Genomic DNA, 20,741 nt, shown 5'->3' on the forward strand with positions numbered 1-20,741 from the left:
TTTACCACCTGTTTTTGAGTTTGTTCTGTAACTGATAAAGTGTATTCATAGCATCAATCGGTGTCAGATTGCTGATATCCAGTTCCTTCAGCTCTTTCAGCACATCATCATCTTTTACAGTGTCAAATAATGACATCTGCGCCAGATCCACTTCATCCAGACGCTTTGTCTTCTGTTTCGTCTCCTGACCAGCCACTGCAATATCTTTGATTCTGGAAGTAATATCTGCGTGGGACAACTCTTCTACAATCTCCTTTGCCCGGTTTGTTACGGATTCCGGCACTCCTGCAAGCTTGGCCACCTGAATACCATAACTCTTATCTGCACCACCTTTTACGATTTTGCGAAGGAATACGATATCGTCTCCTTTCTCTTTTACGGCAATGCAGTAATTATTTACATTATCAATCTTGCCTTCCAGCTCAGTCAGTTCATGGTAATGGGTTGCAAACAGCGTCTTTGCGCCAAGTAATTTGGTGTTGCTTACATGTTCTACCACAGCCCATGCAATAGATAGTCCGTCAAATGTACTGGTACCGCGGCCAATCTCATCCAGGATCAGCAGACTCTTGCGTGTTGCATTTCTTAGAATATTGGCAACTTCTGTCATTTCCACCATGAAGGTGCTCTGACCGCTTGCCAGGTCATCGGACGCTCCGACTCTGGTAAAGATACGGTCTACAATAGAAATATTCGCACTGGAAGCCGGTACAAATGAACCGATCTGCGCCATCAACACAATCAGCGCTGTCTGCCGCATATAGGTCGATTTACCTGCCATATTCGGACCCGTAATGATCGATACACGATTCTTTCGGTCATCCAGACACGTATCATTGCATATGAACATGTCATTCGGAATCATTTTCTCCACTACAGGATGTCTACCGTCCTTAATATCAATCGTACCACGTTCATTGATCTTCGGACACACATAGTTATTACGCTCTGCCACAAGAGCCAGAGATGTGAGAACATCAATCTGTGCAACGACAGCAGCCGTCTTCTGGATCCTTACAATCTCTTTTGCAATGCTGTCACGTACCTGACAATATAATTCATATTCAAGCGCATAGAGTTTGTCTTCCGCTCCCAGGATCGTGTCTTCCAGTTCTTTTAATTCCGGTGTAATATAACGTTCTGCATTGGCAAGTGTCTGTTTACGTGTATAGTAATCCGGTACCAGCTCCTTGTAGGAATTAGTCACTTCCAGATAGTATCCAAATACTTTGTTGTATCGAACACGGAGATTCTTAATTCCTGTCTTTTCACGTTCATCTGCCTCAAGCTGTGCCAGCCAGTCCTTACCTTCTGTTTTGGCATTGCGCAGAGTATCAACGTCCGAATTAAATCCTTCCCGGATAATGCCTCCCTCTTTCATAGCGAGCGGCGGTTCATCACAGATTGCATCTCCAACCAGTTTACAGAGTTCTTCCAGTGTATCCAGTTCTTCACAGAGTCTGGCAAGCAGAGGACTCTTCATATCTTCTAACAGATATTTGATCGGTGGAAGCATATCCATGGAATTCTTCAATGCCGTCAGATCTCTTGGATTGGCTGACTGATACGAGATTCGTCCGACCAGACGCTCCAGGTCATAGATTGGAGAAAGGTATTCCCGCAATTCCTCTCTGGATATTGCATTATTCTTTAGTTCTTTCACTGCTTCTAACCGCTCTTCGATCATGGTACGGTCGATTAACGGCTGTTCGATATATTTGCGCAGAAGTCTGGCACCCATAGCCGTCTTGGTCTTATCCAGTACCCACAGCAATGAACCGCGCTTCTGTTTTTCACGCAATGTTTCACAGAGCTCCAGATTCCTCCTGGTCGAATTATCCAGGATCATATATTTGCCTACGGCGTATCGTGTCAGTCTGCTGATATGGTTCAGGGATGTTTTCTGCGTCTCATAAAGATATTCCAGAAGTGCACCTGCGCCGATCATTCCGCAATTATAATCGTCCAGACCAATCGCTTCCAGAGAGCTTACGTGAAAATGTTCCTTCAACGTGCGTGCACACAGTGCATCGTCAAAATATGCTGCATCCAATGCTGAAATAGCAATTCCAAGACGATCTTTCAGATCATTCAGGCTTGCACCGCTCATATAGAATGCTTCATTACAGATGATCTCTGCCGGAGAGAACTTGTAGATCTCATCAAAAAGCTTTTCACTGTTCTCCACTTCCGATACCAGATATTCTCCGGTTGTCACATCTGCTACAGAAAGCCCATATCGATCCTCGATATATACGATGCACATGATATAATTATTCTTACTCTCATCCAGATTCTGGGTGCTCAAAATAGTTCCCGGTGTCACCACCCGGACAACCTCTCGCTTTACCAGTCCCTTGGCTGTGGCAGGATCTTCTACCTGCTCACAGATTGCCACTTTATGGCCTCTGGAAACCAGCCGGTTCAGATATCCGTCTACTGCATGGTATGGGACACCGCACATCGGTGCACGTTCTTCCAGACCACAGCTTTTACCGGTTAATGTGATCTCCAGTTCCTTTGATGCGGTAATCGCATCATCAAAAAACATCTCATAGAAATCACCCAGACGGTAAAACAAAATACAATCCGGATACTCCTTTTTGGTCTCCATATATTTCTGCATCATTGGTGTTAATTGTGCCACATCTATTCTCCTCTTTCACTTATCTTTTGACATACATAGTCTAGTATAGCATCTTTTGTGGATTCATAAAAGAAAAAAGAGACTATTTTTCAATAGCCTCTTTCGCGATAATTCTCACTATTAATCTGTCAAATCTTCTGTAATAGACTTCAGATTCAAGAAGTTTGTAAGGTAATCACTTGTTCCTGTCTTGGCATCTGTACCGGACATATTGAATCCGCCAAATGGATGCTGAAGTACAACTGCTGCAGTAGATTTACGGTTAAAGTACAGATTACCAACGTTAAACTGAACTTTAGCTTTCATGATATTCTCTCTTGTCTCACTGTATACAGAACCTGTCAGACCATATTCTGTCTGATTAGCAATATCAAGTGCCTCATCAAAAGAATCTACTTTGATCACTGCAAGTACAGGTCCAAAGATTTCTTCATTTGCAATTCTTGCATCTCTCTTGATATCTCGGATGACTGTCGGATCCACAAAGTAACCCTTCTCATCACTGTATGTACCACCATATACGATAGTTCCTTCTTTACGTCCCACTTCGATGTAAGAAGTAATGTTGTTGTATGCATTCTGGTTGATAACCGGTCCGATGGCTGCATTATCAAGTCCTGCACCCTGATCAGCTTTTAACTTCTTAGCTTCTTCTACAACTGCGTCTACCAGTTCATCATATACGTCGCTCATAACGATAGCTCTTGAGCATGCAGAGCATTTCTGTCCCTGGAATGTAAATGCAGAACTTGCAATTCCCTGAGCTGCTTTCTTAATGTTAGCACTGGAATCTACGATAATTGCATTCTTTCCACCCATCTCTGCAACGACACGTTTGATCCATTTCTGACCCTTAGAAATCTTAGCGGCATGCTCATTAATACGGCATCCGATCTCTTTAGATCCTGTGAAGTTAATGAATCTTGTAAGTGGATGCTCCACAATGAAATCTCCGATATCTGATCCTGATCCTGGAATATAGTTTACAACACCTGCCGGGATTCCTGCTTTCTCGCACAGCTCCACGAATTTGTAGGCAACGATCGGTGAATCTGATGATGGCTTACATACAATGCTGTTACCCGTTACGACTGCCGCTGCAACCATACCACCGATCAGTGATAACGGGAAGTTCCACGGTGGAACAGCCACGCCTACACCGATTGGAATATAGATACATTTGGTATATTCATCTGTAGGCACAAGCTCCAGTCCTTTTTCCAGATTGTTCATATGCATCACGTATGAATTGATGAAATCCAGAAGCTCACACAGCTCTCCATCTGCTTCGCCCCAGTTCTTTCCACTTTCTTCTACATTCCATGCATCGATATAATAACGATTCTCTTCTACTAATCTGGCAAGCTTTCTAAGTGCACGTGCACGCTCTTCTAACGGAGTAACGCTCCATTTCTTAAATGCTTCATTCGCTCCCTGAATAGCCTTTTCAGCAAGTTCCTGGCTGCAAGAACATGCATATCCGAGCACTTCCTTTGTAGCAGGTGAAAGAGAGGTAATCTTTTTCTCTGTCTCGATTCTCTCTCCGTTAATAATCAGTGGAAATACAGATCCTTTTTCCTTTTCAACAAGCTGAAAAGCTTCTTCCATTTTTACTTTGTTCTCATCAATAGTAAAATCAAGCTCTGTAGCATTCTTAAATCCTTTTAACATTTTGTATACCTCCAGCTATCGTTCGTTTTCTATATATTAGCAGTTGGATTTTTGCAAGTCAATACATTTTTGTATAATTGTATACAAAAATTCAATTTGTGTTCATTAAGTTATAGAATATGATACGACGGTTTAACTTCTTTGTAAAGATAAAATGCAAGATAGCCACTGAGAAAAATTCCAAGTACACTTAGACCTGAAAAAACAATCATAAAAGGTACACAGATCTGTCCAAATACCTGTAACGGCATCTGGCTGTAATCCCAGACACTGTAATGCAGCCACTTATTTACGATGATTCCTGTAATGAATTCCCCTGCCGTTACAAATACGGTACAGCGAAGCGTCTGTTTCCAGACAGGTTCCTGCCATCCCATGCTCTCTCCCTGAATATAAAAAAACACAAAACAGATACCACCAAGCACATACATAGACCAGTGGGAAAATCCACGGAACAGTATTTCAAATGTATAATACAGAGCACCGCCAAGTGCCCAAAAAATAAATATTTACTGATTTTCCGCATCATAAAAACGCCCTCACTATGTTTCTTACCACATAGTGTGAGCGTTTTAAGTTCAAAATATTTATAATTACAGGTGGCAGATTCCACCATTTGCAGCATCTACAAGCTGCTTTAAATAGTATAAATTTAATTTAAGCTTGTGTACCAAGGTAATAGAATCCCTTACATTCATCCAGATGCACTTCTACAATCTTACCGATCAAATCAGCTTCTCCTGGGAAATGAACCAGCAGATTATTACTCATTCTTCCGGTAACCAGTGTGTCGTCGTGATCATTCACAGATTCTACCAGAACAGATACCGTCTTACCTTCGTGTACGGAGCATACTTCTGCTGAGATCTTCTGTACTTCCGCAAGGAGTCGATCAAAACGTTCGTGAACCACATCATCCGGAACCTGATTCTCCATAACAGCAGCCGGTGTTCCGGTACGTTTGGAATAAATGAACGTAAATGCACTGTCGTATCGTACCTTTTTCACAATATCCATGGTATCCTCAAAATCTTCTTCTGTCTCTCCCGGGAATCCTACAATAATGTCCGTAGTAAGTGAGATATCCGGAATCGCAGTTTTAATCCGTTCTACCAGGTCAAGATACTGCTCCTTTGTATAACGACGGTTCATTTTCTTCAGAATCTCTGTGCTTCCGGACTGCACCGGTAAATGAAGATGCTTACAGATCTTCTTGGAATTCTTCATAACTTCGATCAGTTCATCAGATAGATCCTTAGGATGAGAAGTCATGAAACGAATGCGCTCCAGTCCTTCAATTTTTTCAATTTCCTGCAGAAGTTCGGCAAATGACATTGGCTCGTCCAGATTCTTGCCATAGGAATTGACATTCTGACCAAGCAGCATGATTTCCACTACACCATCTGCCACAAGACGTTCGATCTCACGCACAATTGCTTTCGGATCACGGCTCCGCTCTCGCCCTCTTACGTACGGCACAATACAGTAGCTACAGAAATTATTGCAGCCAAACATAATATTAACACCGGATTTAAAATGGAACTTTCGTTCACTTGGCAGATCTTCTACAATCTTATCGGTATCTTTCCAGATATCAATGACCATGCGGTCTGACTCGAAACGAGTGGTAATTAACTCTGCAAATTTATAGATATTATGGGTTCCAAAAATCAGATCCACAAACCGATAACTCTTTTTTAACTTCTCTACAACTTCCGGTTCCTGCATCATACAGCCGCAGAGACCGATCATCATATGTGGATGTTTTTTCTTGACACGGTTTAACTGTCCCAGACGCCCATAGACTCTCATATTTGCATTTTCGCGGACAGTACAGGTATTGTAGATTACAAAATCCGCATTCTCTTCTTTTTCCTCTTCCGCATATCCAATCTTACGAAGGATACCTACCAGTTTTTCTGAATCTCTGGCATTCATCTGACACCCAAAGGTTACCACACAGAACGTCGGCTGATGACCGATCTGTGCTTCCAGGTTCTTTACGTATTTTTTCGCTTTTTCTATGTAATAGTACTGACGCTCCGGTTCTGTTACCGGAATCTGCTCAGACAAACTGATGTCTGGTTTCATCGTATTCATAATCTATTCCTTTCAGTGTTTCGATTAATTCTTCCTTATTGACTCCAAGATCCTCACAGAAAGCATCCAGTGAGTCGTAAAAATCCCGAAGCTTAGTGTTCACAACACTTAACAGCAGCATCGGATCTTTGGGCAGATTGTTCATCCTTAATTTCCTTTCTTATGTCCGTGTTTTTTACCAAGATCGGTAATACTTCCATCCTTTTCCTGGATCGAAATATTATCCAACTGCGAGCTAAGGTTGCGTTTTATCGCATCGATATATTCTTTTCGAAGAATCTGCTGTTCCATCTTCTCAACTTCTGACAGACCTTCTGCTTTTGACTTACGGTATAACTCATTGATTCGATCAATTCTAGATTTATCCATTGTAACAATCCTTTCCAGATTAACTGTTTTAAGTTATCTTATTTTATCTAACTACTGTAATTTTCCAGAAAGCCATATAATTCCTGCAGACTTTCCACGTATTTACCATTCTTAATTTCATTTTGAAGTGTAACCGGAAGTTCGGTTACTTCAATACTTGTATATTCATATACTGTTTTTTTATCCTGCAGACAGACAATCACAAACCCTTCCCTCTGCATTAAGTAATAGCCAGCATTTTTCTCAGCGCTGCCCTCCGTCGTCTGAACAGGATTCTGCTTCAGCTCAGATTCTATCTCCTCTTTTTGACGGTCTACCGCAGCATAATAACTTAACTGATATGCTCCGGCAAGCAGAACAATGATGACCAGAGATACGGTCAGAAACCAGATACTATACTTTTTACTATTCATAGGAAATCTCCTTTTTTAGTATAGTATCGGTTATCCACTCTGTATTTATACAATCACCTTTCGATTATCTGATGCAATATCCTATCGAAGCAAATGAAGCTTTTTGAAAAGACCAACAATCTTTGTACCCATCGGTAATGTCTTAATTTCCGCTTCTGTAACACCCTTCAATAAAATCAATGCCACAAAGTATACCGCAATTGCCACAAGTACCGCAATCACAGTCGCAATATGAGGTCCTGCAAATAACTCAAACACCAGATGAACACCAAGTGCCACGATACTCATAATAATTGCCGATATACCAGGGATAATAAATGTCTTACGGTATTCCTGTACATAGCCGCTGCATTTCCTGAGATCTCTGTCATTCAAAACACAGATCGCAGCTGCAAAAATAATCTTACTTGCGACAATAGAATAAATATTCCAATGAAATGCTACCAGCATAATGTACAGTGCAACCAGATGGATTACCAGCGAAATTGCTGCATTCTTAACAGGCTGTGACATATGATCCATACCCTGAAGTGCTGCATTGGTCACAGTAGACAGGCAGAAAAATACAACCGAAATTCCACCAATCTTAAGCAGCATTGCCGGAATTGTATTATCCTGCGTAAAATACAACAGATCCAGGATCGGTTTGCCAAGTGTAATAAATGCTGCTGCGCATGGAATCGCAATGATCATATTAAATCGGCTGACCAGATCAATCTTATTATGTATTTCTTTACGGCTTCCTGTCTGAATCGTAGCCACAAGACTTGGCATAAAGGATGCCGCCAATGCACTTGCAACACTCAGCGGAATATTGGTGATCGTATCATACTGTCCACTGAACATACCAAGAAGTTCAGTGTATTCTTTTTTCGGCATTCCCTGCGCTGCCATAGCATTTGTAAATACCGCCTGATCTAACAGGTTACTGATATTGTATACGGTAGCGCTTAAAATAACCGGTGCAATCGTAAAAAGCAGTACTTTTGCAATATGTTTACCACTCTCTGTACGATGTTCTGTATCATGTTTCATTTGCTTTTTGAAGCCTTTTCTAAAGACACAGAATAAAAGAATCAAAAATACCAGGGCAGCCAGTGCACCGGCAACCGTTCCCAATGTTGCACCTGCTGCTGCGTAAGCTGCTCCATAAGATTTCTTGTCTGCTCCTGATACGGAATTCTGTCCAACCTTTAATAACATGTATGCGCCAACAATACTTACGATCGCATTGATGATCTGCTCTACAGTCTGTGATACCGCCGTAGGATCATGGTTCCGAAGCCCTGGAAGAACCCACGAAATACACCAAGAAATGCAACAACCAGAATACATGGTGCCAGTACACGGAGTGCATAGACGGACAGATCCATCTTCATAATATCTGTCGCAATGAATCCTGCTCCAAAGAATACGATTGCAGTAACAATACCACCGGCTATGATCGCAAATGTCATTGCTCCACGGAAAACGCGGTATGCATTGCGGTACTGTCCGGTAGCCACTCTTGCAGATACCAATTTGGATACGGCAGTCGGCAGACTGTAAGAAGTTAACATCAGTGCCAGATTGTATACTTGAAATACCATTCCGTAGTATCCATTTCCTTCGGCTCCCATAATATTAGTCACCGGAATACGATAAGCAAGTCCGATAATTTTTGTAATTAATGCAGTGGCAGCGAGGATAGCGCCCTGCATCAGAAAGCTGTTTTCTTTTTTCTTTGACATAATCTTTTCCTCTAGCGAACGATATTCAGTGCATTTAGAATCTCATTCTGCATACGTTCCATCGTCTTACGTTCTTCCTCTTCCATATGGTCATAACCGAATAAGTGTAACATAGAATGAGCAATTAGGAAAGCATATTCTCGTTTTATTTCATGTCCGTACTCTTCTGCCTGAGCGATTACTCTGTCTTTAGAGATCACAATATCCCCAAGCAGCAGTTCTCCGGTCTCCGGATGAAAACAGTCATACTGATCTTCCAGAAAATCAAATTGTCCTGCTTCTTCGTATTCAACCATCGGAAAAGAAAGTACATCTGTCGGACGATCAATACCTCTGTGTTCTTTGTTCATCTGATGAATCTCTTCATCCGTAGTCAATAACAGATTCACCTCTGCCTCATAAGGACATTCCGCATAATCAAGTGCTGCTTCAATCACTTCTTTTGCAAGGCCCTCACAGTCGACCGGAAGCTTTACCTCGCCTTCTTCTTCATAATTTAATGTCATATTAATTTCTCCTCTTACCGTGTTCTCTGCCACGCGACTTCTTTGACTCATAATCTTCGTATGCCTTTACAATCTGCTGTACCAGTGGATGTCTAACTACATCCTTGCTGGTAAGCTTGCATACCGAGATCTCTTCAATCTTTTTGACAACATTAATGGCCACATCTAATCCGGAAGTCTGACCTGCCGGAAGATCCTTCTGCGTCGAATCTCCGGTAATAACTACCTTAGAGCCAAATCCAATACGCGTCAGAAACATCTTCATCTGCGCAGGTGTAGTATTCTGTGCTTCATCCAGGATAATAAAGGCATTGTCAAGTGTACGGCCTCGCATGTATGCAAGAGGCGCCACCTCGATCAGACCTTTTTCTGAATTCTTAAGAAAACTTTCCGCTCCCATGATCTGATACAGTGCATCATACAATGGGCGCAGATACGGATCGATCTTACTCTGCAGATCACCCGGCAGGAAACCAAGCTTCTCTCCCGCTTCAATCGCTGGTCTTGTCAGAATGATCCTCCCTACTTCGTTATTCTTAAATGCAGTAATGGCCATCGCCATTGCAAGATATGTTTTACCTGTCCCGGCAGGTCCAAGCCCAAATACGATCATCTGTTTCCGGATCGCATCTACATATTTCTTCTGTCCCAATGTCTTAGGCTTGATAGGTTTCCCCTGCAATGTATGACAGATAATGTCATCATCAATCTCAAGTACTTTACCTTCGCTCTGTTCCATAGAAAGCGCCAGTGTGTAATTCACGTTCTGTTCCTGAATCTGATTGCCACGTCTTGCAAGCGCCGTAAGCTGTTCCAGTACACTTTTCGCCTGCAGTGCCACAGTCTCTTCACCCAGAATCTTCACAGTGTCATCTCTGGCAATCAGAGTCACGTGCAATGTTCGTTCTATTTTCTTTGCAAATGCATCAAATTGTCCGAATACATTTGCCTGATGCTCAGCAGGAATATCTACTGTTGTTTCAATCATCCCCATCTGTGTTATCCTCCATAATACTGATCGGCTGAGGAACTGCTATATCAGTAATAACTGTAAGCTGTCCGAAAGCCTTGGCGCAAATGCGCCTGTGTATATTTTAACATCATTCGAGATAATTTCTACCCCTTTTTTCCCCAGAGTCTCTGTAAAATGCTGATAGTTCATGCTAAGTATCTTTTGTAGTCCTTTCCCGGTATGTTTTTTTTGCTCTATATAGTAATACCGGCCAATACGACTCCCAATCCGTACAGGAATCGAAAAATGTTCTCCAAAAGAAAAGTTCTTTTCCAGGGTGTAAATTTCCGCCTGATCTGATATTTTATCCGATTTTCCGCTGTTAAGATACAGATTTCCAATCTGGAGATATGGTTCTGCTTGCTGAAAATCATAATATATCTTTTCTGGATACTGAACGTTTTCCGTGTCTTCGTATTCCAGAATTGTCCGTGCTCTGATATCCGCATCTGCCTTTTGATACTGATAGCCTGTCGTCTCTCCGTCGTCACCAACCACAGGTACTGCGCCGCTTACAAGGATCTGTCCCTTTTCAACGGTATCCCCCTTTTTTACCAGCGGAATTCCTTTTCGTACAATCATACTTTCTATAATACCACTTCGTTCTGCAACCAGATCATTTCCATCCTGCTGCATAACTGCATAATCAGTGCCTTCATCTCCGGAATCTTCATTTTCTCTTACCCGCACATTTAATGTACTGCCATCTACCGAGACCGATACCCAGATGATTCTGTCATGGGACTTTCTCAGTAATGTGGCAATATCAGTGCAATCTACACTGGATATCAGAATACCTGGTCGTATCTTGTAATCTGCGAGGAATTCTTCCAGGGCTTCATCCGTGTATCTTCGATTACCGGTAATATCAATCTCCCAGATAAAAAGGGACATAAGATAAATAAATCCTGCCGCGCATACCGCTCCACCAAAGAGCACTTTTCTTTTCCTGTGTTGAAACAGAAAAAAAGGGAACCCATACCGTTTTATAATCACAGCACGAACTCCTGTCTTTTTTAAAATCGGTTTTAACATGCGAAAATCCGAGATACTGATATTCATTTCGTAGAAGTCCTGAACCGGCTGAATATTCCAGATATAGATGTTCCGGTGCATACAGGCATTCAAAAACCTCTCAGGTGAAAAGCCGGAGATGCGGATGCGCAGGCTTCCCCTGAAATAACCTATAACCTTTTCAATCACGTATACCCACTCCTCAGTTTTTAAATTCAACCGCAATAATTCGTCCACGTATAAGCATTTCCAGATTTGTATAGTATTCAATCCACAGATTTTTACCCTTTATGCGTACTTCACCACTCCCAGTCTGTACACGGATCAGTAATTCCGAATACTCCTGAATCCCCCTGTAATTTTCTATCGTAAGTTCCGTCCGCCCGGTCAGCGTCAAAATGGGAGCTTTTAACGCCACATCCTTTGGCATTTCTGCTGCATCGGACACGTGATCAATTAATTTATCTTTCATAAAATAAAGCCACACATAGTTTTGTAATATCCTATGCATGGCTTTCTCCGACTATTCAAATATATCATTTTGAAGCTGTATTATTTGCTCCACAACTCATCTGCGAGAGCTTTGATCTGTGCTTTTGTCTCCTCTTTTACACCTGACTTAATAGTTACGGATGTCTCCGTCCAGGTAAGATTCTTACAGCCTTCCATCATAGACTTAATATTCTTGGCTGCAACCGGAGCCCAGGAACCATTCTCAATGATACCTATTGTACGGTTCTGGAAGTTACGCTCTTTCAGCCCATCAATAAATGTCTGCATAAATGGGAAAACTCCACCATTATAAGTAATGGTTGCAAGTACCAGCTTACCATGCGAAATGCATCTTCGATACACTCTGCCATATCTTCTCTTGCAAGATCAGCAACTACTACACGTGGGCATCCATTGGCCTTCAGCTCTTCGCCAAGAAGTTCAGCTGCTTTCTTCGTATTGCCATAGACAGATGCATAAGCAATCATAACGCCTTCTGTCTCTACACCGTAAGATGACCACGTCTGGTAAAGATCCAGATAATAACCAAGATTTTCTGTCAGTATCGGTCCGTGCAGTGGACAGATCTTTTCAATATCAAGAGTGACTGCCTTCTTTAACAGAGCCTGCACCTGCGCGCCATACTTTCCAACGATTCCGAAGTAATATCTTCTTGCTTCACATGCCCAGTCTTCTTCTACATCCAGTGCACCAAATTTACCAAAGGCGTCTGCTGAAAAGAGAATCTTATCCTTGCTGTCGTATGTGACCATAACTTCTGGCCAGTGTACCATTGGTGCAAATACAAATGTAAGCTCATGACTTCCAAGTGAGAGTGTACCGTTATTCGTCACAACTTCCTGTTTGTCTGCAAGATTTAAGCCAAAGAAATTCTCGATCATCTGAAATGTCTTGGCATTACCTACAACCTTAGCCTCTGGATATGCTTCGACAAATTTTGTGATATTCGCAGAATGATCCGGTTCCATATGCTGAACTACCAGATAATCCGGTTTTCTGTCTCCGAGTATTTCCGCTACGTTAGCAAGCCATTCCTCACCGAAATTCACATCTACCGTATCCATTACTGCAATCTTCTCGTCCATGATCACATATGAATTATATGCCATACCATTCGGTACTGCAAACTGTCCTTCAAACAAATCCACCTGATGGTCATTGACGCCTGCGTAATATATATCTTCTGTTATCTTTTTCATGCTGATACAGCCTCCTTCGATTCACAATTTCTTACATCATACTGCCTCTTTCGGGAAAATGCAAGACAGTCGCATTTATTTTCCTGTCGGTTTCTGTATCTTCTTCAGTGCATCCCTGAAACGCACCCGGAATAACAGTACCGTAAATGTAATCGCAAAGAAATCTGCGATTGGTTCAGCCATATAGACTGCCATAGTCCGGTCAGAGTTCCATATCATTGGAACGATATAGATTAATGGGATCAGAAGAACGAACTTACGCACAACTGCAACAATAATGGATTCCAGTGCCTTTCCAAGTGAATTAAACGTAATCTGGCAGGATATCTGAATCCCGAACAGGAACATAACCGCCATATAGATACGAAGTGCCGGAATCGTGAATTCAATTAATTCAGCATTGGATGTGAAAATTCCGGCAAACACACCCGGTATCAGCATTACCAATGCCCAGAGTACTGCTGCATAGATCATATTGATTTTTAAAAGCAGCCAGAAGGCAGCTTTGACTCTTTCAGCATTGGATGCCCCATAATTGTAACTGATGATCGGCTGTGCTCCCTGAGACAATCCCTGCAGCGGAAGCATTGCAAACTGCATAACACTTGTAAGAATCGTCATAGCTCCTACTGCAATGTCCCCGCCATATCGTTGCAGAGAAGAATTGAAGCAGATAGAAATAACGCTTTCACTCGCCTGCATGATAAAGGTCGCGAGTCCAAGTGCCAGACAAGGCAAAATAATCCCAGGTATCAGGCGCAAGTTCTCTTTTCGTATGCGGATAAAACTCTTCCTGCCACATAAGAATGCAACCACCCAGATACAGGACAGTGCCTGAGAAATGATCGTTGCAAGTGCCGCTCCCCGTACATCCATATGCAGTCCAAAGATAAAGATCGGATCCAGAATGATATTACTTACAGCTCCGATTAATACAGAATACATACCTGTCTTTGCAAATCCCTGTGCGGTAATAAATGCATTCATGCCTAGAGTCAGTTCCACAAATATCGTTCCGATCGCATAAATATTCATATAGCTGGAAGCGTATCCGATGGTATTCTCGCTTGCGCCAAATGCAAGTAAGAGACCCCGGTTCCATTTTAGAAGAATCGCTGTAAGGATCAATGATACAATGATCTGTAACGCAAAACAGTTACCGAGAATCTGTTCTGCTGTATGTTGTTCTTTCTTTCCCATATAGATAGATGCCCGCGGTGCTCCACCATATCCTACCAGCGCTGCAAATGCTGATACGATCAGAATCAAAGGCATACATACGCCGACACCTGTCAGTGCTGAGGCTCCGATGCCAGGAATATGTCCAATATAAATACGATCTACGATATTATATAACATATTAATAAACTGTGCTGCCAGAGTTGGCAGTGCAAGCTTCAACAATAATTTTCCTATTGGTTCCTTTTCCAGGAAATCTTTATTTTCACTCATCGTACTCTCTCATGCTCCTTTATAAATGTTGTTATGTAAGTACTGTTTATATATGGATCTTATTTGTGATATGGTTCGTGGTTCATGATCCGATAGCTGCGGTAGATCTGTTCCAGAAGAATGACACGCATTAACTGATGTGGAAATGTCATTTTTGAAAAACTCAGTGCATAATCTGATCTTTTTAATATTACCTTGCCAAGGCCAATGGAACCACCGATGATAAATATAATATGGCTGGTTCCCTGCACGCCAAGTTTCTCAATCTTTTCTGCCATCTCCTCAGAAGTCAGCATTTTCCCGGCTATTTCCAGTGTGATCACATAAGCATCTTCCTTTATATACTTCAGGATCCGTTCGCCTTCTTTGTCCCGGATGGCATCTTCTGCGGTGTCACTTGCGTTATCTGGTGTCTTTTCATCTGCCACTTCCACAATCTCCAGTTTGCAGTAACGACTCAGACGCTTGCTATATTCTGCAATCGCATCTTTCAGATATTTTTCTTTAATCTTCCCTACAGTTATCAGTGTTATTTTCATCAAATTCTCCATTCTCATATTTTTAGCGATACAATATATTATCATAGCATCAGAAGTGAAGATAAGCAAACACTTTGAATCGTTGCAGACAAAAAAGACTGCGCAATAATACGCAGCCTTTTACAGACAATATAATTTATACTGCATGCAAATTCTTCAGTGAAATATCAAGAATTGGTGCAGAGTGAGTCAGTGCTCCGCTGGAAATGTAATCTACACCAAGTTCCGTAAGTCTTGCGATATTCTCTTTTGTCACATTACCGGAACATTCTGTCTCTGCACGTCCACCAATCATTCGGATCGCTTCTTTCATGGTATCCGTATCCATATTGTCGAGCATGATAATATCGGCACCGGCTTCTACCGCTTCTTTTACCATGTCAAGATTCTCTACCTCAATCTCAATCTTTCGTACAAATGGAGCATAGTCCTTTGCCATCTGCACTGCCTTTGTTACACTTCCGGCAGCTCCAATATGATTATCTTTCAGAAGCACACCATCTGACAGATTGTACCGATGATTATATCCGCCTCCCGTACGCACTGCATATTTTTCAAATATGCGCATATTCGGTGTCGTCTTGCGGGTATCCAGAAGCTTGATCTTTGTACCTTCCAAAAGCTTTGCTACGGAATGTGTATAGGTTGCAATGCCACTCATTCTCTGGAGATAGTTCAGTGCCACACGTTCTCCGGATAAAAGTACCCGGATATCTCCTGTGACAATTCCCATAAGTTGTCCTTCTTCAACAGCATCCCCATCTTTACAATAGAAGATCACTGCTGTCCTTTCATCCAATAATTCAAAGACACGTTTAAATACTTCCAGACCTGAAATAATACCATTCTGCTTACATATCAGCTGCACTTCACCCTTTACATATTCTTTCATAACTGAATTAGTAGTCACATCTTCACTGGATATATCTTCTTTTAATGCTTCCAGAATCAGATGATCTGCCTGCAAACGCATTGTTATTTCGTTCATACTTTTATTTCCTCATTTCTCTCAGACTTAATCTTTTCTGCAGCACGTTTGGCAAATACCAGACTCTCCAGAAGGGAGTTACTGGCAAGCCGGTTGGCTCCATGGACACCATTACAGCTGGTCTCTCCGACTGCATAAAGATGGTTCATAGACGTATGACTGTCTTTATCTACCCAGATGCCGCCCATAAAATAATGCTGCGCCGGGACTACAGGAATCCATTCTTTTGTTACATCATATCCTTCTTCCAGACAACGTTCATAGATATTCGGAAAATGTTTCATGATGATCTCTTTGTCAATATGCTCCAGAGAAAGCCATACATGAGAAGTATGATCCTTCTCCATCTGTTTCTGGATGGCTTTGGTAACTACATCTCTTGGCAGCAGTTCATCCACAAAACGTTCACCATTCTTATCATACAGGAGTGCACCCTCGCCACGGACTGACTCAGAGATCAGGAAACTTCTTCCCGGTTTTTCCGTATACAGTGTTGTCGGATGTATCTGTACATAATCCAGATGTTCCAGTTTAATATGATGTTTTTTAGAAATATCGATTGCATCTCCTGTCAAATGCGGAAAATTTGTCGAATGCTCATAACATCCTCCGATACCGCCGCTGGCAAAAATGGTATGCTCCGCATGGATTATAAGTTCTTCTCCGTCTTTTGTCTCAGCAACAATTCCTTCACATCCATCTGCATCTTCCAGAATATCCTTCATGGTCGTATATTCCAGAATCGTAATATTTTTACGTCTCTTCACCTGATGTAATAACTTTGTGGTGATTTCTTTACCAGTAATATCTTCATGAAACAAAATACGTGGTCTGGAATGTGCCCCTTCTCTTGTAAATAGAAGCTTGCCATCCTTCTGTGCAAATTCTACACCATATCCGATCAGATCACGAATAATCTCCTGTGAACTCCGGATCATAATATCTACGGACTCCTTACGGTTCTCATAATGCCCGGCTCTCATAGTATCTTCAAAATAACTGTCATAATCCTGATTATCCCGCAGGACACAGATACCTCCCTGTGCCAGGAAAGAATCACTGCTTTCCAGATCTGACTTTGTGATCAGCAGAATCTTCATATCTTCCGGAAGATTCAGTGCCGCAAAACATCCGCTGACACCTGTTCCCACAATGACTGTATCTGTATTATATTTCATCTTCATACATCTCCTTACTTGCCAAGCTCTAGCATACGCTCCAGAGGTTTCTTGGAATTCTCACGCAGACTATCTGTTACATGCACCTGATTGTCGCCTGTCTTCAGTACATGTAATACTTTTTCCAACGTGTTTTTCTTCATGTTCGGACATACAGGTACCGTCTCCGGATAGTAAAATTGTTTATCCGGATTGTTCTGTGTCAGTTTGTAATGTACTCCTTCTTCAGTACAGATAATAAACTCCTGACGGTCACTGTCCGTCGCATAATTAATAATGCCGGATGTACTTCCGATATAATCAGCAATTGCTAAAATCTCCTGTCTGCATTCTGGATGCGCAAGCACCAGTGCATCCGGATGTTCATCTTTTGCCTTCAGCACCTCGTCTGCTTCCATGCGTTCATGGGTTGGACAGAATCCCTCGTTGAAGATAAAATGCTTCTCCGGAACCTGATCTGCTATGTAATGAGCCAGATTCCTGTCAGGAATAAAGTATATATTCTTGTTTGGCAGTTTCTTTACAATCTTAACTGCATTCGCAGATGTCACGCACACATCTGAATACTCCTTTAATTCAGCTGTGGAATTGATGTAGCAGACAACTGCCACATCTTCGTAAGTCTCACGCACTTTTTTAATACGATCAATATCTGCCATATGAGCCATCGGACAATCGGCCTGCAGATCTGGCATAAGCACCGTTTTCTCTGGATTGAGAATCTTTGCACTCTCTCCCATAAAGGATACTCCGCAGAATACGATTGTCTTAGCGGTAAGTTCTGTAGCCACACGGCTCAGATAAAAAGAATCTCCTATATAGTCTGCGATGTCCTGCACTTCCGGTCTCACATAGTAATGTGCAAGGATGACTGCATCTTTTTCTTTTTTTAATTTCTTGATCTCGTCTGTAATATTCATCTCAGTTTCCTCCTGTTTACAGCTACACTGTTGACAATTATAGCACATGTATCAACATGTGACAAGACAGTTGTAAACTACAAATATATGACAAAATCTAAAATATTATTTCAAGAAACAAATAAGGAGACTATATTTCTATAATCTCCTCAAAATCATCGTAATCTTTCAGTATTTAGTTTGTTTTATTTCTGTGACAGATATTCATGAATACCCTTCGCGCCTGCTTTTCCGGCACCCATAGCAAGGATAACTGTAGCTGCTCCGGTCACAGCATCGCCGCCTGCGAATACGGCAGCCTTGGATGTCTGTCCATTTTCTTCTTCAGCTACAATACATCTTCTTCGGTTGGTCTCAAGTCCCTCCGTTGTAGATGCGATCAATGGATTTGGAGAAGTACCAAGTGCCATGATAACTGTATCCAGTTCAATCTCATACTCAGATCCTTCGATCGGTACCGGACGTCTTCTGCCAGATGCATCTGGTTCACCAAGTTCCATTTTGATTACTTTCATGCCTTTTACCCATCCGTTATCATCGGTAAGGATCTCTACCGGATTGGTCAACAGATTGAAGATAATGCCTTCTTCTTTTGCATGATGGACTTCTTCTGCTCTTGCCGGAAGCTCTGCCTCACTTCGACGATATACGATATGTACATCTGCGCCAAGACGAAGCGCTGTCCTGGCTGCATCCATCGCTACGTTACCACCGCCGACTACAGCTACTTTCTTACCAGCTGCAATTGGTGTGTCATAATTATTATCAAAAGCTTTCATCAGATTACTTCTGGTCAGATACTCATTTGCGGAGAATACTCCATTCGCTGTCTCACCAGGAATTCCCATAAACATCGGAAGACCTGCACCTGATCCAATAAATACAGCTTCGAAGTTTTCCTCTTCCATCAGCTGATCAATTGTAGTTGATTTACCAATCACTACATTGGTCTCAAATTTAACACCAAGCTCTTTGACTTTTTCGATCTCTTTCTTAACAACTTTTTCTTTTGGAAGACGGAATTCCGGGATACCATATACCAGTACTCCACCCAGCTCATGAAGCGCTTCAAATACCGTTACTTCATAACCAAGTTTTGCAAGATCACCAGCACATGTAAGTCCGGATGGACCGGAACCGATCACAGCCACCTTATGACCATTTGTCTTCTCTGCTTTCTTAGGCTTGATATCATGCTCCAGTGCATAATCTGCTACAAAACGCTCCAGCTTACCGATAGATACAGCATCACCTTTAATGCCGCGGATACATTTACATTCACACTGTGATTCCTGAGGACATACACGACCACAGATTGCCGGCAGTGCAGAAGATTCACCGATGACCTGATAAGCACCTTCGATATCTCCATCTTTTACTTTGGATATAAATCCAGGAATATTGATTGATACCGGACAGCCCTGAATACATCTTGCATTTTTACAGTTCAGACATCTGGTTGCTTCTTCCATTGCCTCTTCTTTATTATATCCATAACATACTTCTTCAAAATTAGTTGCACGTACTTTTGCATCCTGTTCTCTGACAGGAATTCTCTTTAACATATCAGCCATTAGTTGTCACCTCCGCAATTACCGCATCCGCCATGATGTGTATTACCCTCCTGCAGCTTCAGTAAAGCACGGCCTTCCTGCGTCTTATACATCTGCTGTCTCTTCATGGCATTATCAAAGTCTACCAGATGTCCGTCAAATTCCGGTCCATCCACGCAGGCGAATTTCACTTCATCGCCTACCAGGAGACGACAGGCACCACACATACCAGTTCCGTCTACCATGATCGGGTTCATGCTAACAACAGTCGGGATTGCAAGCTTTTTAGTAAGGAGACATACGAATTTCATCATGATCATCGGTCCAATAGCGATACAGACATCGTAATGATTGCCCTGCTCTACCAATTCCTCTACCATAGTGGTAACCATTCCGGCATGTCCGTAAGAACCGTCATCTGTACATGGATAGTAATTACCGGATACCGCACGCATCTCATCCTCCAGAATCAACAGGTCTTTATTCTTAGAACCAATGATTACATCAGCATCAATACCGTGTTCTTTCAGCCATTTTACCTGCGGATATACCGGTGCAGCACCTACACCACCGCCTACAAACAGGATCTTCTTCTTTTTCAAGCTCTCAATATCTTCTTTTACAAATTCAGAAGGACAGCCAAGTGGTCCGGTAAAATCACGGAACGCATCTCCTTCTTTTAATTCAGCAAATTTTCTTGTAGATGCGCCAACTGGCTGGAATACGATAGTAATCGTACCTGCTTCTCTGTCGTAATCGCAGATGGTCAGCGGGATACGTTCTCCTGTCTCATCTATTTTTACAATAACGAACTGTCCAGGCTCGCAATGTCTTGCCACACGAGGAGCTTCTACGACCATCAGATAGATATTCTCGTTCAGCTTCTCGGCTTTCTGTATCTTGTACATCTTGTTTCCTCCTGTCTATTGATTTTACT

At 42.1% G+C, this 20,741-nt stretch carries 21 protein-coding genes and 1 pseudogene; all 22 read right to left on the bottom strand.

Going from position 1 to position 20,741, the window contains the following annotated elements; genetic code table 11:
* Position 1 precedes the first annotated feature (1 nt).
* Positions 2–2,629 carry a DNA mismatch repair protein MutS gene (mutS, locus tag DXA18_RS10870; protein WP_118383890.1) on the bottom strand — a complete coding sequence of 876 codons (2,628 nt, stop codon included), beginning with the start codon at positions 2,627–2,629 and terminating at the stop codon, positions 2–4.
* A 138-nt stretch (positions 2,630–2,767) separates the two neighbouring features.
* Positions 2,768–4,318: an L-glutamate gamma-semialdehyde dehydrogenase gene (locus tag DXA18_RS10875; protein ID WP_118383891.1), complete on the bottom strand. Its 1,551-nt coding sequence runs from the start codon at positions 4,316–4,318 to the stop codon at positions 2,768–2,770.
* 110 nt (positions 4,319–4,428) lie between these two features.
* Positions 4,429–4,844 (bottom strand): annotated as a pseudogene (locus DXA18_RS10880) (putative ABC transporter permease).
* Positions 4,845–4,975: 131 nt separating this feature from the next.
* Entirely contained in the window at positions 4,976–6,418 is a 1,443-nt protein-coding gene (miaB, locus tag DXA18_RS10885; RefSeq protein ID WP_118383893.1) for a tRNA (N6-isopentenyl adenosine(37)-C2)-methylthiotransferase MiaB, read from the bottom strand.
* Complete coding sequence (locus DXA18_RS10890; protein ID WP_118383894.1) at positions 6,384–6,563, bottom strand: DUF4250 domain-containing protein; 180 nt, start codon at positions 6,561–6,563, stop codon at positions 6,384–6,386. The genes miaB and DXA18_RS10890 overlap by 35 nt, the downstream gene beginning before the upstream one ends.
* 2 nt (positions 6,564–6,565) lie before the next feature.
* Positions 6,566–6,787: a DUF896 domain-containing protein gene (locus DXA18_RS10895; protein ID WP_118383895.1), complete on the bottom strand. Its 222-nt coding sequence runs from the start codon at positions 6,785–6,787 to the stop codon at positions 6,566–6,568.
* 47 nt (positions 6,788–6,834) lie between these two features.
* Positions 6,835–7,200: a hypothetical protein gene (locus DXA18_RS10900; RefSeq protein WP_118383896.1), complete on the bottom strand. Its 366-nt coding sequence runs from the start codon at positions 7,198–7,200 to the stop codon at positions 6,835–6,837.
* 81 nt (positions 7,201–7,281) lie between these two features.
* The gene (locus DXA18_RS10905; protein WP_334294380.1) at positions 7,282–8,403 is read right to left on the bottom strand and encodes a lipid II flippase MurJ; all 1,122 of its coding nucleotides are present in this window, start codon (positions 8,401–8,403) and stop codon (positions 7,282–7,284) included.
* Positions 8,404–8,444: 41 nt separating this feature from the next.
* Positions 8,445–8,930, bottom strand: a complete 486-nt coding sequence (locus tag DXA18_RS17005; protein ID WP_330424546.1) for an oligosaccharide flippase family protein — start codon at positions 8,928–8,930, stop codon at positions 8,445–8,447.
* Positions 8,931–8,941: 11 nt separating this feature from the next.
* Entirely contained in the window at positions 8,942–9,436 is a 495-nt protein-coding gene (gene ybeY, locus DXA18_RS10910) for an rRNA maturation RNase YbeY (protein ID WP_118383897.1), read from the bottom strand.
* Between the two features lies 1 nt (position 9,437).
* Positions 9,438–10,430 (bottom strand): PhoH family protein, encoded by a 993-nt coding sequence (locus DXA18_RS10915; protein WP_118383898.1) that lies wholly within the window; start codon positions 10,428–10,430, stop codon positions 9,438–9,440.
* Between the two features lie 39 nt (positions 10,431–10,469).
* The gene (locus tag DXA18_RS10920; protein ID WP_158567123.1) at positions 10,470–11,651 is read right to left on the bottom strand and encodes a sporulation protein YqfD; all 1,182 of its coding nucleotides are present in this window, start codon (positions 11,649–11,651) and stop codon (positions 10,470–10,472) included.
* Positions 11,652–11,664: 13 nt separating this feature from the next.
* Complete coding sequence (locus tag DXA18_RS10925; RefSeq protein WP_118383930.1) at positions 11,665–11,934, bottom strand: YabP/YqfC family sporulation protein; 270 nt, start codon at positions 11,932–11,934, stop codon at positions 11,665–11,667.
* Positions 11,935–12,014: 80 nt separating this feature from the next.
* On the bottom strand, positions 12,015–12,242 hold the full coding sequence (locus DXA18_RS17010; protein ID WP_330424547.1) for a hypothetical protein: 228 nt from the start codon (positions 12,240–12,242) through the stop codon (positions 12,015–12,017).
* Complete coding sequence (locus DXA18_RS10930) at positions 12,218–13,174, bottom strand: FprA family A-type flavoprotein (protein WP_330424548.1); 957 nt, start codon at positions 13,172–13,174, stop codon at positions 12,218–12,220. Before DXA18_RS10930 ends, DXA18_RS17010 begins: the two co-directional genes overlap by 25 nt.
* 75 nt (positions 13,175–13,249) lie before the next feature.
* Complete coding sequence (locus tag DXA18_RS10935; protein ID WP_118383900.1) at positions 13,250–14,626, bottom strand: MATE family efflux transporter; 1,377 nt, start codon at positions 14,624–14,626, stop codon at positions 13,250–13,252.
* Positions 14,627–14,685: 59 nt separating this feature from the next.
* The gene (gene rlmH, locus DXA18_RS10940; RefSeq protein WP_118383901.1) at positions 14,686–15,165 is read right to left on the bottom strand and encodes a 23S rRNA (pseudouridine(1915)-N(3))-methyltransferase RlmH; all 480 of its coding nucleotides are present in this window, start codon (positions 15,163–15,165) and stop codon (positions 14,686–14,688) included.
* Between the two features lie 136 nt (positions 15,166–15,301).
* Positions 15,302–16,153 (bottom strand): carboxylating nicotinate-nucleotide diphosphorylase, encoded by an 852-nt coding sequence (nadC, locus tag DXA18_RS10945; RefSeq protein ID WP_118383902.1) that lies wholly within the window; start codon positions 16,151–16,153, stop codon positions 15,302–15,304.
* Entirely contained in the window at positions 16,150–17,331 is a 1,182-nt protein-coding gene (locus tag DXA18_RS10950; protein WP_118383903.1) for an L-aspartate oxidase, read from the bottom strand. Before DXA18_RS10950 ends, nadC begins: the two co-directional genes overlap by 4 nt.
* A 14-nt stretch (positions 17,332–17,345) precedes the next feature.
* Positions 17,346–18,251 carry a quinolinate synthase NadA gene (gene nadA, locus DXA18_RS10955; RefSeq protein ID WP_118383904.1) on the bottom strand — a complete coding sequence of 302 codons (906 nt, stop codon included), beginning with the start codon at positions 18,249–18,251 and terminating at the stop codon, positions 17,346–17,348.
* Positions 18,252–18,436: 185 nt separating this feature from the next.
* Positions 18,437–19,825, bottom strand: a complete 1,389-nt coding sequence (gene gltA, locus DXA18_RS10960; RefSeq protein WP_118383905.1) for an NADPH-dependent glutamate synthase — start codon at positions 19,823–19,825, stop codon at positions 18,437–18,439.
* Positions 19,825–20,712 (bottom strand): sulfide/dihydroorotate dehydrogenase-like FAD/NAD-binding protein, encoded by an 888-nt coding sequence (locus tag DXA18_RS10965; RefSeq protein ID WP_118383906.1) that lies wholly within the window; start codon positions 20,710–20,712, stop codon positions 19,825–19,827. Before DXA18_RS10965 ends, gltA begins: the two co-directional genes overlap by 1 nt.
* Between the last annotated feature and the right edge of the window lie 29 nt (positions 20,713–20,741).

This window comes from Dorea sp. AM58-8, from assembly GCF_003464045.1.
Lineage (GTDB): Bacteria > Bacillota > Clostridia > Lachnospirales > Lachnospiraceae > Claveliimonas > Claveliimonas ammoniilytica.

Coding starts and splice junctions, on each gene's coding strand:
- ybeY (WP_118383897.1), bottom strand. CDS start 9,436: ATGACATTAAATTATGAAGAAGAAGGCGAGGTAAAGCTTCCGGTCGAC.
- DXA18_RS17005 (WP_330424546.1), bottom strand. CDS start 8,930: ATGTCAAAGAAAAAAGAAAACAGCTTTCTGATGCAGGGCGCTATCCTC.
- gltA (WP_118383905.1), bottom strand. CDS start 19,825: ATGGCTGATATGTTAAAGAGAATTCCTGTCAGAGAACAGGATGCAAAA.
- DXA18_RS10875 (WP_118383891.1), bottom strand. CDS start 4,318: ATGTTAAAAGGATTTAAGAATGCTACAGAGCTTGATTTTACTATTGAT.
- DXA18_RS10915 (WP_118383898.1), bottom strand. CDS start 10,430: ATGGGGATGATTGAAACAACAGTAGATATTCCTGCTGAGCATCAGGCA.
- DXA18_RS10950 (WP_118383903.1), bottom strand. CDS start 17,331: ATGAAATATAATACAGATACAGTCATTGTGGGAACAGGTGTCAGCGGA.
- rlmH (WP_118383901.1), bottom strand. CDS start 15,165: ATGAAAATAACACTGATAACTGTAGGGAAGATTAAAGAAAAATATCTG.
- nadA (WP_118383904.1), bottom strand. CDS start 18,251: ATGAATATTACAGACGAGATCAAGAAATTAAAAAAAGAAAAAGATGCA.
- DXA18_RS10965 (WP_118383906.1), bottom strand. CDS start 20,712: ATGTACAAGATACAGAAAGCCGAGAAGCTGAACGAGAATATCTATCTG.
- DXA18_RS10925 (WP_118383930.1), bottom strand. CDS start 11,934: ATGAAAGATAAATTAATTGATCACGTGTCCGATGCAGCAGAAATGCCA.
- nadC (WP_118383902.1), bottom strand. CDS start 16,153: ATGAACGAAATAACAATGCGTTTGCAGGCAGATCATCTGATTCTGGAA.
- DXA18_RS10905 (WP_334294380.1), bottom strand. CDS start 8,403: ATGTTATTAAAGGTTGGACAGAATTCCGTATCAGGAGCAGACAAGAAA.
- DXA18_RS10930 (WP_330424548.1), bottom strand. CDS start 13,174: ATGAAAAAGATAACAGAAGATATATATTACGCAGGCGTCAATGACCAT.
- DXA18_RS10890 (WP_118383894.1), bottom strand. CDS start 6,563: ATGAACAATCTGCCCAAAGATCCGATGCTGCTGTTAAGTGTTGTGAAC.
- DXA18_RS10895 (WP_118383895.1), bottom strand. CDS start 6,787: ATGGATAAATCTAGAATTGATCGAATCAATGAGTTATACCGTAAGTCA.
- DXA18_RS10900 (WP_118383896.1), bottom strand. CDS start 7,200: ATGAATAGTAAAAAGTATAGTATCTGGTTTCTGACCGTATCTCTGGTC.
- DXA18_RS17010 (WP_330424547.1), bottom strand. CDS start 12,242: ATGCAGACATTTATTGATGGGCTGAAAGAGCGTAACTTCCAGAACCGT.
- miaB (WP_118383893.1), bottom strand. CDS start 6,418: ATGAATACGATGAAACCAGACATCAGTTTGTCTGAGCAGATTCCGGTA.
- DXA18_RS10935 (WP_118383900.1), bottom strand. CDS start 14,626: ATGAGTGAAAATAAAGATTTCCTGGAAAAGGAACCAATAGGAAAATTA.
- mutS (WP_118383890.1), bottom strand. CDS start 2,629: ATGATGCAGAAATATATGGAGACCAAAAAGGAGTATCCGGATTGTATT.